This is a genomic window from Pandoraea commovens, from assembly GCF_902459615.1.
In the GTDB taxonomy this organism is placed as follows: Bacteria; Pseudomonadota; Gammaproteobacteria; order Burkholderiales; family Burkholderiaceae; genus Pandoraea; species Pandoraea commovens.
Map to the genome: position 1 here is coordinate 676,778 of NZ_CABPSA010000001.1, position 13,632 is coordinate 690,409.

Sequence of the window (13,632 nt, forward strand, 5' to 3'; positions counted from 1 at the left end):
CGGCGCGCGGATATACCTTTGCGCGCACCGCAATCCTGAGAATTACAGGACTTTGCGCAAGAATTCGCGCGTGCGCTCATGCTTCGGCGCTGTGAAGATCTGCTCGGGCTGCCCTTCTTCCATGATCACGCCCTGATCGATGAAGAACACGCGGTCGGCGACTTCACGGGCGAAACCCATTTCGTGCGTCACGACGACCATCGTCATCCCTTCTTCGGCGAGCGACTTCATGACTTCCAGCACTTCGCCCACCAGCTCCGGGTCGAGCGCCGAGGTCGGCTCGTCGAACAGCATGACCGTCGGTTGCATGGCGAGTGCGCGGGCGATCGCCACGCGCTGCTGCTGACCGCCGGAGAGCTGATTCGGGAAGGCGTCGATCTTCTCGATCAGGCCCACCTTCCTGAGCAACTGTTCAGCGATGGTCACCGCTTCGTCACGCTTGATGCCATTGACCTGCATCGGCGCGAGAATCAGATTCTCCAGCACCGACATATGCGGGAACAGATTGAAGCGCTGGAACACCATGCCGACGCTGGCGCGCATGGCATTCATGTCCGTCTTCGGATCTTCCACGTGAAAGCCGTTGACCAGGACTTCGCCACCGCTCACGTCTTCCAGACCATTCAGGCAGCGCAGGAACGTGCTCTTGCCCGAGCCCGACGGCCCGATCACGCACACCACTTCCTTTTCTTCGATGCGGCACGAAATGCCGCGCAGTACGTGCGCCTCGCCGTACTGCTTTTGCAGGTTATTGACGACGATCACCTTTGCCGTACCTCGTTTCAAGATGTTGAACAAATGCCGACAGCACCAGCGTGATCACCCAATAGATGAGCGAAATCGTCAGATACGGCTCCCAGTAGCGCGCGTAGGCACCCGACACCGTGCGTGCAGCGTACGCCAGTTCGGCCAGACCGATGGCCGATGCGAGCGACGAGTCCTTCACGATGGCAATGGCGTTGTTGCCCAGCGGCGGCAGCATGCGGCGGAATGCCTGCGGCAGCACCACGCGGCGCAGCGTCTGCATGTAAGTCATGCCGAGCGAGCGTGCCGCTTCGGCCTGGCCGCGGTCGATCGACTGAATACCGGCACGGAAGATTTCCGACACGTAGGCGCCGGCGTTCAGCGAGATTGCCAGCACGGCCGACATGAACGCACCGTACTGCGAACGGATTTCGCGGGCCAAATCGCCGCTCACGAGCAAGCCGCCCGACGGGTTGATCAGCAACGGCATCAATGCGAAGTGGATCAGCAGGATCTGCACGAACAACGGCGTGCCGCGGAAGAAGCTGACGTAGAAGCGCACGGGGAATTGCACCGCGTAGCGCAGGAAATACTTATAGAAGCCGTGACGCGCTTCGGCCAGACGGCCAACGCCAAGCACGAGCCCAAGTAACGTGCCGGCGATCACACAGATCACCGTGCACTTGAGCGTCATCAGCGTGCCCTCGACGAACAGGGGCATGTATTCGCTGATGATGTTCCACTGGAACCCACCCATGAAGCACCTTTCTCACAAAATGAAACGGACCGGTCTGACCGGCGGAAAAACGCTCGCGGCCCGGGGGTTGACGTCGGTAGTTGACGATCAGCTCACGGGCCGCGAGTGGCCAGAATCTCTGGCGCGCGTGGCGCGAATCTTACACGCGTTGATTACTGTTGCGGCAGGGTCGGCACGTCGGCGTCGAACCACTGCTTGTAGATCTTGGCGTAGGTGCCGTCAGCCACGATCTTTTTCAGACCGGTATTGATCTTGTCGAGCGCAACCTTGTTGCCCTTCTTCACGGCGATGCCGAAGTACTGGCGCTTGAACTTGTTGTCGTAGACGAGCTTGAACGGCTTTTCCGGATGGCTCTTGATATAGAACTTGATCACGCCGACGTCGCCCACGGCGGCGTCCACGCCACCGCGATACAGCTCTTCGAGCATGAGCGGCGTGTTGTCGAAGCGACGGATGGCGGTGCTGGCCTTGCCCAGCTCTTCCGAGACGGCGATGTCGCCCGTGCTCGAATTGACCACGCCGACTTGCAGCTTCTTCAGGTCGGCCAGACCGGCGACCTTCGCACCCGGCGAGGTGATGATGACCTGATCGGCCGGGAAGTACGGGGCCGAGAAGTCGACCATTTCACGACGTTTGTCGGTAATGGTGATGCCGGAAATGATGATGTCGCGATCGCCCTGATCCAAGGTGGCGAAGATGCCTTCCCACGGGGTGCTGACCAGCTTGGTGTTGAAACCGCCAGCCTTGCCGATGGCCTTGATGATGTCGATATCGAAGCCGACCAATTCCTTTTGCGGCGTTTCGAACTCGAACGGACGATACGTGCCGCCTGCGCCCACGGTGTAGGTCGGATCGGCGGCCTGTGCTGCCGGCAGCGCGGCAAAGGTCGTCAGAAAACAAGCGGCGGCCAGCACCAGGCGCTTCGTCAACATAGTAATTTCCTTGGCGAGGATTCCAGAAAGAGCGCAATGATACTCCTCGGCGCCCTTGAAACGAAAAAAACCCGCCAAAGCGGGTTTTCTCGTTGCGATCTCGCGACGTGAGGCCGAATTCTCACACCGTGAAAATGCCTATGCGACGGGCCTGCAGCCCGCCCCCGCTTCCGGTCGGTTGCGTCGAAAACTCAGAATGCACCCGCCGCAATCGGCCCGGCGGCTTGCCCGGGACCGAAAACCACATCACGGTAGGTTTTACCGGCCGGGATCATCGGGTACACATCGTCTTCACGCGTCACAAGGACGTCGAGCAGATACGGCTCGCTCGGGTCTTCGAGCATGCGCGCCAATGCAGCGGGCAATTCCTCGGCGCGGGTGACGCGAGCGCCCGCCACGCCGTATCCCGCCGCAATCGTCACGAAATCCGGGTAAGGACGGCCGTCGTCTGCGCCATCCGGCACATTCGGGTCGACCAGCGACGACGCCACCCGGTTGCGCGCATAGATCATGTCCTGCCACTGCCGCACCATGCCCAGCCACTGGTTGTTGATGACCAGCACCTTGACGCCGAGGCCGTAACGACGGCACGTCGAGAGTTCGTTGACGGACATGTTCAGGCTGCCGTCGCCATCGATATCGATCACCGGCACGTTAGGCAACGCGACCTTCGCGCCGATGGCCGCAGGCAAACCGAAGCCCATCGTGCCGAATCCGGCGCTCGACAGGAACGTGCGCGGCTCGCGCAAGCGCAGGTGCTGCATGGCCCACATCTGGTGCTGCCCCACGCCCGTCGTGACCACCGCTTCCGGCGGCAGCATCGCGGCCAGCGCGGCGATGACGTCCACGCCGGTCAGCACACTGGCGTCCTTGTCTGCACTCGCTTCGCCTGTCGCTTGCGGTGCACGCAGCGGATGCGCTTCGCGACGCTCGCGAAGATACGTATGCCACGCGGGCACGTCACGCCGTTTGGCGTGCGCCAGCAGACCGGCGAACGCGTCGCGCAGATCCGCGTGCACGCCCAGCGTCACCGGCTTGTTCTTGCCGATCTCGGCAGCATCCACGTCGATATGGACGATCTTCGCGTGTCGCGCGAACGATGACGGATCGCCGATCACCCGGTCGTCGAAGCGCACGCCGAGCGCCAGCACGAGATCGGCTTCGTTGACCGCGACGTTCGCCGCATACGCGCCGTGCATGCCCAGCGGACCGAGCAACAGAGGATGGTCGTCGGGCACGACACCAAGTCCCATCATGGTGAGCGCGACCGGGCAGTTGAGCGCTTCGGCCAGCGCGACCAGTTGTGCGCTCGTCCCCGACGCAATCACCCCACCACCGGCATAAAGCACCGGCCGCTCGCTCTGCGCGAGCAATGCGGCAATGCGTTGCGCCGTCTCGTCGCTCATGCCCGCAGGCACGGCGGACTTAACGCGCTTGTCCGTCGGCTGTTCGGGACGCGCCTGCTGAATGTCCTTCGGAAAGTCGAGCAAGACCGGGCCGGGACGTCCGGCCAGCGCACACGCCGCCGCCTCGCGCACGGCGGCCGGGATGTCGCGCGCCTCACGCACCTGACGCGCGAGCTTCGTGACGGGCTTGGTGATGGCGACGATATCGACTTCCTGGAAGGCATTCTTGCCCAACCAGTGCGTGGCGACATTGCCGGTGATGGCCAGGATCGGCACCGAATCGCTCGCTGCATCGGCGATACCCGTCACAAGATTGGTCGCCCCCGGGCCGGACGTCGCCAGGCAGACGCCCAACTTGCCGGTCGCGCGCGCATAGCCTTGCGCCCCAAAGACAGAGCCTTGCTCATGCTCGGTACGCACCAGCGTGATCGATACGCGCGAGAGCGCATCGAGCATTTCGAGGTTGGCCCCGCCCGGGTAGCAGAACACCGTGTCGATGCCAATGTCGACCAGCGTGCGCGCAATCAGGTCTGCGCCTTTGGCAGACAACGGAGCAAGGGGCTGGGCGACGGCACCGGTCGCGGTTTCGGCAGCGGGCAAAGTCAAATCGAGTTTCATAGGTACGTGTCTTCCTGCTGATTCAGTCGAACGGGAGGGAATTGTTGCGGCGAATATCACTAATAGAGACGAAGTTTACGGGGATCGGCCGGTAAATGCTTCGCGTATCGTTGACAAAAACCCGTCAATTTCACATGATCCATTCAAATTTACTCATATCGAGGAATAGATCATGCAAATTGACGAATTCGATGAAAAAATCCTCGCAATTCTGCAGGAAGACGCCTCGCTTTCCGCCGCGCAGATCGGCGAGCGCATCGGGCTGTCGCAATCGCAATGTTGGCGACGCATCGACCGGCTCGATGCCGAGGGCGTAATCGAGCGGCGTGTCGCGCTGGTCGACCGCAAGAAGGTCGGGCTGAACGTCATGCTGTTTGCTCACGTAAAACTCGCGGGACACAACCGCAACGCGCTACCCGAATTCTCCAAGGCGATTCAGGACTTTCCCGAAGTTCTGGAATGCCATGTACTGATGGGCAACGTCGACTTTCTGCTTCGCATCGTCACGCGCGATGTCGACGCCTACGAGCGCTTCTTCTTCGAGCGGCTCTCACAACTGCCGATGGTGCAGGAAGTGAACTCGATGATTGCGCTCTCGCAGATCAAGTCGACCACGGTGCTGCCCATCGGCAGCGGACAGCCCGGTGCGCACAGCAACGCGTCCTCCGGCAATTCATGACGCAGTGCTGACAGATTCATGTCACGAAACCGACCGTAAAATGTCCGCCGTTTGTCTGCTGAGTGTCCGCCGCTAGTCTGCCGTCCGTTAAACATCAGGCATCCTTCGATCGTCCTGATAAACGACGCGGAGCACGTTGGACAGCGCCCCCGCAAGCCTCTATCCTTAAGCATCCACTTCGGGAGCCTTGCATGAAACGTTGGTTAGGAATGACCGCCGCTGCCGCGATTGTCGGTGTCACGGCCTGGTGCATGATCCCCGCCCATGCGGCATTGCAGAACGGTGCATCGGCGCCGGACTTCAAGGCGCAAGCCTCGCTCGGCGGCAAAGTCTTCACGTTCTCGCTCGCGAACGCGCTCAAACAGGGCCCCGTCGTGCTGTACTTCTACCCCGCTGCATTCACCACCGGATGCACGATCGAAGCGCATGACTTCGCCGAAGCGACCGACAAGTTCAAGGAGATGGGCGCGACGGTGATCGGCGTTTCGCACGACAACATCGACACGCTCAACAAGTTCTCCGTGTCCGAGTGCCGCAGCAAGTTTGCCGTGGCAGCCGACACCGATCAGAAAATCATGAAGGCGTACGACGCCGTCCTCGCCCTCAAACCTGATATCGCCAATCGCATCTCCTACGTCATCGCCCCTGACGGCCGCGTAATCTACAGCTACGTCAGCATGGATCCGGACAAGCACGTCCAGAACACGATGGCTGCCGTTCGCAAGTGGCATGAGACGCATCACTGAAGGCATCGCACGGACATCACTGACGACTCCCCGATGAGGACGGCATGACCACGGCTACACCCATGGCGAGGGCGAAGGCCATCGCCCGCGCGCAGACCCGCAGCGAAGAACTCGCCAACAGCCTCAGCCACGGCCTCGCCTGTCTGGCCGCGCTCGCGGCGATCCCGTTTCTCTTCACCGCCGTACGCCCGCCGCTGCCGAGCACCGTGCAACAGATCGGCATCGGCGTGTTCGCCGTCACGATGGTCGTGGTCTATCTGGCGTCCGCGCTGTACCACGGGCTGCCGGACGGCCGGGCGAAGCGTGTGTTCATGCGCGTCGACCACTGCGCCATCTTTCTCTTCATTGCCGGGACTTACACGCCCTTCACCGTCAAGATCCTGCACGATCCGTGGGGCTGGCCCCTGCTTACCGGCGTCTGGGCGATGGCAATCGCGGGGCTCGTCGCCAAGTCGCTCGGATTGCTCGACCGTCCGCTTGTCTCGACGTTGCTCTACATCGGGCTAGGCTGGATGGCCGTGCTGGTCGCCGGGCCGGTGTTGGCCGCCATTCCCGGCCCCGGCGCAGGATGGCTGTATGCGGGTGGCGCCGCCTATACCATCGGGGCAATCTTCTATTCGCTCGACGGACATATCAAGTTCGGGCATCTCGTCTGGCACCTCTTCGCCATCGGCGGCACCGTCTGTCATTACCTCGCCGTCTGGCGCTACATCTGACGCTTTCGAATTCCTTCCGATCATCCGTCGTCTCCTAAATCCTGCGCAGTGCACCGGCAGTTCGCCAACCTCTCGGCAAGCCGGTCGCACCGCTCGGTCAATGCCGGATCGCCGAACATGCGGCACGCGCCTCGCATGCGATGAATGAGGCCCTGAGCGGCTTCAAGGTCTTCGCGACGGCGTCTTGCCAAAAGACGACGAAAGCGCGCCAGATCCTTCGCCATTTCATCTCGCATCATGCGTCGCGCGCACGGGTCATCCCTTAGTGCCGACCGCGATTTCGGCGAGCTTTTCTCGTGGCTGAGCGATAGCGCCACCTCCGACGCTGCATCGCTGCCGACACTGGAGGTCGCATCAGGCGCGAGGTCGTCATCGCCTTCCTCCAGCGCCGGCCAGCGTACCGCCAGCGTTTGCGATAACCGCTGACGCGAAACCGGCTTGGTCAGCACATCGTCCAGCCCGGCCTCACGGGCGTCGCGAGCCTCCACCACCGAACCTGTCACTGCATACACGACCGGCTCCCGGCGGCCCAGCATCGGGGCGAGCGCATGCAGGGTCTTTGCGAGTGCCAGACCGCTCACGCCGTCGAGGTGCACGTCGGTCAGCACGACATCGACGTCGAGCGCAATCCATTGCACGAGCGCGTCTGTCAGGTCCGCGGCACTGGCGACGTGGCATCCGAGCGACGCCAACTGATCGGCCAGAATCCTGCGATTCATCACATGGTCGTCCACGACAAGTGCCTGTAATCCGGGGCGCACGGGCACTTCGACGACATCTCGTTCGGGCCAGCACGCCGATGCCTCAGATAACGTTGCACTCCCCTCGGCAGGCGTGTCATCCGTGGCCTTCGCCGTCGCAACGCCTCCCGGCAAAGCGAATGGCACCGACAATCGGAATCGCGCACCGGACGCGCACGGTTCGGCACAAAGCGTGCCCCGCAGACGCCACGTCCACTGTCGGGCGACCCAAAGCCCAAGCCCTGTGCCCTTCACCGACGTTTGCGCGCGGGAGAACGCAGCAAACACCGCGTTTTCCATCCCAGCCGGAATGCCCGGCCCCGTATCGGTAACGCGAATGGACAGGTGCGGCGCGCGAGCGGTGTCATCGCCATCCGGCAGATCGGCGTCATCCGCTGCATCCAAACCCGTCGCCTCGCACGCCCACGAGACCCGCACGGCAACGCCACCGAACACCGTGTACTTCAACGCGTTATCGATCAGCGTGCGCAATATCTGCCGCAGACGTGCGCCGTCGCCCCACAAAAAGACGGGCACTGCATCCGCGATCTCACACGTCAGATCGAGCCCTTTGCGACGTGCCAACTCGGCAAAGGCATCGACTTCGGCATCGAGGCTCTGACGCACCTCGAACACCGCCTCTCGCAGCGGCAACTGCGCAATGTCGTCCTGCCCGAGGTACAGAACATCGTCTACGGCCCCGGCGAGCACATCGAGCATGCTTCGCATGTTGCCCAGCCGCTCGCGCGGCGCGGATGCGCCTATCGCCCCGGCGACCTCCCCGGCGTCGTCCCACAGCGCATCGAGATGCCCCTGCAGTACCTGGAGCGGTGCACGCAACTCGTGCACCAACGCCATTCGAAACGTGCCGGTGTCTGCCGGGCCGTGTTCGGCAGCATTCCTTACAAATCCTTCCGGCAGGCTGTCGCCCGCCGATGCGTACGCCCCCGGATCGGGGCTCGCGGCGTTGGCAGGACTTCCATCACTTCTGTTTCGGAACTTGAATTTGTCGGGATTCATCGCGTCGTTGACGCCTCATCACGATTTACGCGCTTCGGCATACTGAAGAAAGTGAAACAGCCTTTAAGTCTGGCCGTTTGCGTGACGCTTGCGACTGCGCAAATTCCGAACTTTTTCCCGTGGAGGCCCACTTTCGGAATCCCCCGAGCCCAGATGGCTCAAGTTCTGCTTCTCATATGCCGATAATCCCTATGCCCTGTCTTGCACTTACCGATGGACGGGGAGGCCCGCAATCTCCTGGCGCGGCCTGGGCATTCAATCCATCGATCAATATGTATAAGAACATTACGATTCGGGCCAGCCTGACACTGGTCCTAGGTTTGCTTGGTGCACTTCTCGTCCTCGCCAGCGTGCTGGGCCTCTGGGCGCTCGGCTCCAGCAACGACTCCCTGAGCAAGATGGCCACGGAAGATACCCCCGCCCTGGCCGAACTCAAGGGAACCGGCGAGCAAATCCTCCGGACCCGCCTGTCGATGGCGACCTATGCGTCGTACGTCAGCCTCGGGGCCAATCCCGAAGAATCGGACAAAGTCCTCAAACGAGGCACCCAGTACATCGCCACTTCCGACGCCCTCTGGAACGATTATCTGAAACGTCCCAAAGAAGATGCGCACGAAGCGGAGTTGGCCAAGGCGGCCGACGAAAAGCGCAAGGCCTTTTTCGATAAGGTGATCACGCCTGCGCTCAACGCGCTCAAGCAAGGCGACGTCGCCGGCTTCCATCAGATTCAGGCACGCGTCGCCCCGGCCGCATACAACGGTGTCGATACGCTCATGCGCGAGCTTCAGGACATTCAGGTTGAGCGTCAGAAAGCGCGCTACGACGCCGCTCAGCAGCGCTACAACGTCATGCGCATCGCCATGGGCGCGACGCTCGTCATCGCGCTGTTGCTTGCCCTTTGGGGCCGCGCAATGCTGGCGCGCGCCGTCCTGCGCCCGATTCGCGAGGTCATTGCGTACTTCGAGCAGATGGCCGCCGGCGATCTGAGCCAGCGCATCGAGCAACGTACGCGAAACGAGATGGGCCAGCTTTTCGGCGCGCTCGGCCGCATGCGCGATGGGTTGGCCAGCACGGTGGGCACGGTGCGCGAGAGCACGGAAGCCATTCATGGCAGCGCCCGTGAGATCGCCGACGGCAATGCCGATCTGTCGCGTCGCACGGAATCGCAGGCATCGTCGCTGGAGCAAACGGCCGCGAGCATGGAAGAACTGACCGCCGTCGTGAAGCAGAACGCCGAGAACGCTCGCGCCGCCAGCCAGTTGGCCGTGACGGCCTCGGAAACCGCTTCGCGCGGTGGCGACGTCGTTCAGGAAGTCGTGACGACGATGCGCGATATCGCCGAAGCGTCGCAAAAGGTCTCGGACATCCTCACGGTCATCGACGGCATCGCCTTCCAGACGAACATCCTGGCGCTGAACGCGGCCGTCGAAGCAGCACGTGCGGGCGAACAGGGCCGCGGCTTCGCCGTGGTCGCAGGCGAAGTTCGCACGCTGGCGCAGCGCAGCGCGTCGGCCGCCAAGGAGATCAAGGGATTGATCGAAGCGTCGGGCAATCGTGTGGAGGTCGGGACGCGCCTGGTCGAGCGTGCCGGTTCAACCATGGCGGAGGTCGTGCAGTCCGTCAAACGTGTGACCGACATCATGGGCGAGATCTCCGCCGCGAGCGTGGAGCAGTCGAGCGGCATCGAGCAGGTCAATATGGCCGTCACGCAGATGGACGAGATGACGCAGCAGAACGCGGCACTCGTCGAAGAAGCCTCGGCTGCCGCAGCCGCGCTCGAAACGCAAGCCGCCCGCCTGCGCGAGTCGGTGGCGCTGTTCCGTCTGTCGTCGCACGAAGCCAGCCACGCGCAGACGCACGGCACGGGTGGCACGGCTTCGGTCGGCGCACCGGGCGCGCTGGCACTCGCCGCCTGATAGCCCTGTTGGACCACCCCGCTCTGCCCGCCGTCGCTTCGGCGGGCTTGCGGCGTGGGATGTAGATGCGACAAGCGCGCTGGGACTTCAGATGCTGGCGCGCTGCTCGAAACCTTTGAGCGGCGATTCTGCCACCCACGCCTTGTCGACGTCGCACGACGACACCTGCGCCCCTCGCGGCCCCTCACGCATCCACTCGCACAGCGCCAGCAACTGCGCAGCCTCACCTTGTGCGATGGCTTCCACCGTACCGTCGCGACGATTTCGCACCCATCCCGCCAGACCGAGCCTGCGCGCTTCGACCACGCACGCGGCGCGGTATCCCACGCCCTGCACTAGCCCGTGCACCACGATTTGCCACGTTGTCGTCATTGCGCCTCCTGCCGTCGCCGATACGTTTGATGAAAAAAGGGCCCGATAAATATCGAGCCCTGTCACTACGTTAGCACACCATCGGTAGACGTCTAATAGATGTCGCGGCGATAGCGTCCCTGTGCCGAGAGGTCCAGCAGAGCGTCTGCGCCGATGGCCTCGGCCAGTGCCGCATCGACCGCAGGGGCCATGCCCGCGAGACTGCCACAGACGTAGATCGACGCACCATCGGCCACCCATTTCGCGATCTCGCGCGCCGACTGGCGGACGTGGTCCTGCACGTAGATCCGCTCCGCCTGGTCACGCGAATAGACGCGGTCCAGACGAGCGATTCCGCCTTGCGCCTGCCACTCGCGCAACGTCGCGTCGTGGAAAGCATCGTGACTCGCCTGACGTTCGCCGAAGATCAGCCAGTTGCGAACCTGTCCCTTCGCGATGCGCGCCGAGAGATGGGCGCGCAGCCCGGCCAGCCCGGTGCCGTTACCAATCAAGATCATGCCCTGTGCGTCAGCCGGACCGTGGAAGCCCGGATTCGGACGCACGCGCATCGTCACGCTATCGCCCAGCGCCATGCCGTCCGTCAGCCAGCCCGAGCCCAGCCCCAGCGAGCCATCGGGATTGCGCGTCTGGCGCACGAGCAGCATCAGCTTGCCCTCGTCCCGCGTCGATGCAATCGAATACTCACGCTCAGGCAACGGTGCCAGACGTTCGAGCCAATCCTGCAAGTCGACGCCGGCCGGCGGTGCGGCGTCGGGCAGTACGCGCTCGCGCAACGCCTCACCCAGCAACGCCTCGCGCCCGGCCACGCTCACGCGGACATCCGGCGCCCACACGCTGCCCGCGAGGAACAAATTGATACGCGCGGCAGTATGACGCGGCAGCACCTCGACCAGATCGCCCGCGACCCACTGCACGCCTTGCGGCGGCGTGAAGGCGAGATGGTAGGCAGGCAAACCGGTGCTGCCTGGATTGAGCACTTCGCGCTCGGCAAGGGTCCAGGACGCGAAGCGCGGGCCGTTTTCGGCCTTCGTGGCGACCAGCGGACGGCCGAGCCATTCGCCCAGACGTTCCTGCCAGCTTGCCCAGGCGCCCGGATCGCCACGGTCGACTTCAATCGGCTCGAACGCCGCCACACCGCCCTGCGCCCGCAGCCAGCCGTCGAGCTTGCGGCCGAAACCGCAGAAGGTGTCGTAATGACTATCGCCCAGCGAGAGCATGGCAAAGCGCAGCTTGGGCAGCGCCATCGCCTGATTCATCAGTTGCTGGGAGAAACGACGCGCGCTGTCGGGCGGCTCGCCGTCGCCGAACGTGCTGACGATGAACAATGCGCGTTTGGCCGCGCCGAGCTGCGCCTGTCCGATGCGCGCCAGCGGCTGAATCTGTGCGGGCACGCCCGCCCCCTGCAACATACCGGCCGTCTGCCAGGCGAGACCTTCGGCCACACCGCTCTGGCTGGCGTATCCGATCAGCACGCCTTCGTCGGCGAACGAACCGCCGCTCGGCGGTGCCATCACGTTATTCACGCCCTTCACGCCATTCGCGCCATCGGCACCCTGCGCCGGGCGCGACGCTGCCAATGCACGCTTCTTCTTGCGCCGGTCGAGATAGAGCATCCAGCCCGTGACGAAGAACACCGGCATCATCAGGCTCGACAGCATCATCACGATGATGCCCACCGGCCCGAAGAAACTGCCACGGTGCAGCGCGTAGATGCTCGTCATCAACTGGCCGCCAGTCGTCTTCTGCGCGTAACGCTCCTCGTTGCGAATCGTGCCGGACGCCGGTTCGATGTCCATGCGACTGAACGCACGCTCATGCGGCACGGACTTGTCGAGCCACGTCATTTGCAGCGGACCGCCCGCCTTCTGCGACGGGCGCAGATAGACCTTCGTGTAATCGGGCACGCGCGCGACGAAGCTGTCCCACACGGTGCTCATGTCGTCTGCGGAGGTCGACGCCAGATCGGGCAGCGCCTTCTTACGCTCGCCCATGGCATTCGCGTCGCCCTGCTTCGCCATCTTCGGCTTCTCGGGCTGCTTGTTGCGCACAGGCTGCTGGACACCGGCCATCGAGAACAGCATGCCGCGCCACCAGTCGTACGACCAATACAAGCCCGTCGTCGCCGACAAGAGATACGGCACCAGCACCACCGTGCCGATCACGGCGTGAAGATTCCACAGGAACGGACGTCCCTGCTTCTTGAAGTCGATGTGAAACCAGGCGCGCCAGTTGCCGATCCGGCGCGGCCAGCGCAGATACAAACCGCTCGCCGCGAGCAGGAACAGCAACAGCGTTGCCGCGCCCGTGATCTGCTTGCCGATGCCATCCACCGTCAGGAAACGGTGGATGTCCATGATGAAACGGAAGACGACGTCGGCCTGCGAGCGGCCGAGCATCTGTCCGGTGTACGGGTCGACGAAATAGGTCTCACCGCGCGTGCCGTCACCGATAGAGAGCCGCACACCGACGGCGTCCTCGGGATTGCGCATGACCGTCATCAACAAAATGCGGCGATCGGGTACGGCCTCATGCACGCGTGCGACCAGGTCGGGCACTGTCAAAGGTGCCGTGTCGCGCACAGCCACGGTCATGACACCCGGGCTGAACGCGCGGGTGAGTTCTTCGTAATAGGAAAGCAGTGCGCCGGTCAGGCCAACCACCGCCAGCACCAGACCGGCCGTAATGCCGAAGAACCAGTGCAGTTGAAACCACAGTCTTTTCATCATTGTTGTCGTCCGACGCACGTCCGTGCGCCGGTGGTGGCGCGTGCGTGGCAGGTGTGCCGTGCCGCAATCCCCGGATGGGGCACTATGCGGCAATTAACGAATGTTATTGCAAACGATTCTCATATTCAATACCTACTTACCTTTCTTCGTCTTGAGGATGTCGCCAAGCGACTCGCCCACTTCTTGTAGGCGTCATCTGACAGGAATTTCATACATCGGACGACGTCTTGTCGCTTTTTGAGCGGTTAGGATGAATACAT

General features: G+C 63.0%; 11 protein-coding genes. 4 read left to right on the forward strand and 7 right to left on the reverse strand.

Going from position 1 to position 13,632, the window contains the following annotated elements:
* Window positions 1-42: 42 nt before the first annotated feature.
* The 4 genes from PCO31010_RS02960 to ilvB all read right to left on the reverse strand — a co-directional run bounded on the left by PCO31010_RS02960 (window position 43) and on the right by ilvB (window position 4,457).
* A complete protein-coding gene (locus PCO31010_RS02960) occupies window positions 43-765 on the reverse strand; it encodes an amino acid ABC transporter ATP-binding protein (RefSeq protein WP_150574877.1) in 723 nt (240 codons plus the stop codon).
* The gene (locus PCO31010_RS02965) at window positions 749-1,501 is read right to left on the reverse strand and encodes an amino acid ABC transporter permease (protein WP_150662912.1); all 753 of its coding nucleotides are present in this window, start codon (window positions 1,499-1,501) and stop codon (window positions 749-751) included. The genes PCO31010_RS02960 and PCO31010_RS02965 overlap by 17 nt, the downstream gene beginning before the upstream one ends.
* A 152-nt stretch (window positions 1,502-1,653) precedes the next feature.
* Window positions 1,654-2,433, reverse strand: coding sequence for a basic amino acid ABC transporter substrate-binding protein (locus tag PCO31010_RS02970; RefSeq protein ID WP_150662913.1), 780 nt, complete (start codon window positions 2,431-2,433; stop codon window positions 1,654-1,656).
* A 191-nt stretch (window positions 2,434-2,624) separates the two neighbouring features.
* Window positions 2,625-4,457 carry a biosynthetic-type acetolactate synthase large subunit gene (ilvB, locus tag PCO31010_RS02975; protein ID WP_150662914.1) on the reverse strand — a complete coding sequence of 611 codons (1,833 nt, stop codon included), beginning with the start codon at window positions 4,455-4,457 and terminating at the stop codon, window positions 2,625-2,627.
* Window positions 4,458-4,629: 172 nt separating this feature from the next.
* On the opposite strand from ilvB, the gene PCO31010_RS02980 reads away from it, so the two are divergent.
* The 3 genes from PCO31010_RS02980 to trhA all read left to right on the forward strand — a co-directional run bounded on the left by PCO31010_RS02980 (window position 4,630) and on the right by trhA (window position 6,598).
* Window positions 4,630-5,136, forward strand: a complete 507-nt coding sequence (locus tag PCO31010_RS02980) for an Lrp/AsnC family transcriptional regulator (protein WP_150662915.1) — start codon at window positions 4,630-4,632, stop codon at window positions 5,134-5,136.
* Window positions 5,137-5,327: 191 nt separating this feature from the next.
* Window positions 5,328-5,882, forward strand: a complete 555-nt coding sequence (locus PCO31010_RS02985) for a peroxiredoxin (RefSeq protein ID WP_150662916.1) — start codon at window positions 5,328-5,330, stop codon at window positions 5,880-5,882.
* A 44-nt stretch (window positions 5,883-5,926) separates the two neighbouring features.
* Window positions 5,927-6,598: a PAQR family membrane homeostasis protein TrhA gene (gene trhA, locus PCO31010_RS02990; RefSeq protein ID WP_150662917.1), complete on the forward strand. Its 672-nt coding sequence runs from the start codon at window positions 5,927-5,929 to the stop codon at window positions 6,596-6,598.
* A 20-nt stretch (window positions 6,599-6,618) separates the two neighbouring features.
* On the opposite strand, the gene PCO31010_RS02995 is transcribed toward trhA, so the two are convergent.
* Window positions 6,619-8,358 (reverse strand): ATP-binding response regulator, encoded by a 1,740-nt coding sequence (locus tag PCO31010_RS02995; RefSeq protein ID WP_150662918.1) that lies wholly within the window; start codon window positions 8,356-8,358, stop codon window positions 6,619-6,621.
* 272 nt (window positions 8,359-8,630) lie between these two features.
* Between PCO31010_RS02995 and PCO31010_RS27060 the strand changes: the two genes are divergently transcribed.
* On the forward strand, window positions 8,631-10,274 hold the full coding sequence (locus PCO31010_RS27060; protein WP_150662919.1) for a methyl-accepting chemotaxis protein: 1,644 nt from the start codon (window positions 8,631-8,633) through the stop codon (window positions 10,272-10,274).
* Between the two features lie 87 nt (window positions 10,275-10,361).
* Here the strand turns inward: PCO31010_RS27060 and PCO31010_RS03005 are convergent, their stop codons facing one another.
* Window positions 10,362-10,646 (reverse strand): acylphosphatase, encoded by a 285-nt coding sequence (locus tag PCO31010_RS03005; RefSeq protein ID WP_150574361.1) that lies wholly within the window; start codon window positions 10,644-10,646, stop codon window positions 10,362-10,364.
* A gap of 92 nt (window positions 10,647-10,738) precedes the next feature.
* A complete protein-coding gene (locus tag PCO31010_RS03010; RefSeq protein WP_150662920.1) occupies window positions 10,739-13,372 on the reverse strand; it encodes a PepSY domain-containing protein in 2,634 nt (877 codons plus the stop codon).
* Between the last annotated feature and the right edge of the window lie 260 nt (window positions 13,373-13,632).

What these genes read in the sequence shown, in the direction of transcription:
- PCO31010_RS02970 (WP_150662913.1), bottom strand. Translation starts at nt 2,433, where the DNA reads ATGTTGACGAAGCGCCTGGTGCTGGCCGCCGCTTGTTTTCTGACGACC.
- PCO31010_RS27060 (WP_150662919.1), top strand. Translation starts at nt 8,631, where the DNA reads ATGTATAAGAACATTACGATTCGGGCCAGCCTGACACTGGTCCTAGGT.
- PCO31010_RS02995 (WP_150662918.1), bottom strand. Translation starts at nt 8,358, where the DNA reads ATGAATCCCGACAAATTCAAGTTCCGAAACAGAAGTGATGGAAGTCCT.
- PCO31010_RS02980 (WP_150662915.1), top strand. Translation starts at nt 4,630, where the DNA reads ATGCAAATTGACGAATTCGATGAAAAAATCCTCGCAATTCTGCAGGAA.
- PCO31010_RS03010 (WP_150662920.1), bottom strand. Translation starts at nt 13,372, where the DNA reads ATGATGAAAAGACTGTGGTTTCAACTGCACTGGTTCTTCGGCATTACG.
- PCO31010_RS02965 (WP_150662912.1), bottom strand. Translation starts at nt 1,501, where the DNA reads ATGGGTGGGTTCCAGTGGAACATCATCAGCGAATACATGCCCCTGTTC.
- ilvB (WP_150662914.1), bottom strand. Translation starts at nt 4,457, where the DNA reads ATGAAACTCGATTTGACTTTGCCCGCTGCCGAAACCGCGACCGGTGCC.
- PCO31010_RS03005 (WP_150574361.1), bottom strand. Translation starts at nt 10,646, where the DNA reads ATGACGACAACGTGGCAAATCGTGGTGCACGGGCTAGTGCAGGGCGTG.
- PCO31010_RS02985 (WP_150662916.1), top strand. Translation starts at nt 5,328, where the DNA reads ATGAAACGTTGGTTAGGAATGACCGCCGCTGCCGCGATTGTCGGTGTC.
- trhA (WP_150662917.1), top strand. Translation starts at nt 5,927, where the DNA reads ATGACCACGGCTACACCCATGGCGAGGGCGAAGGCCATCGCCCGCGCG.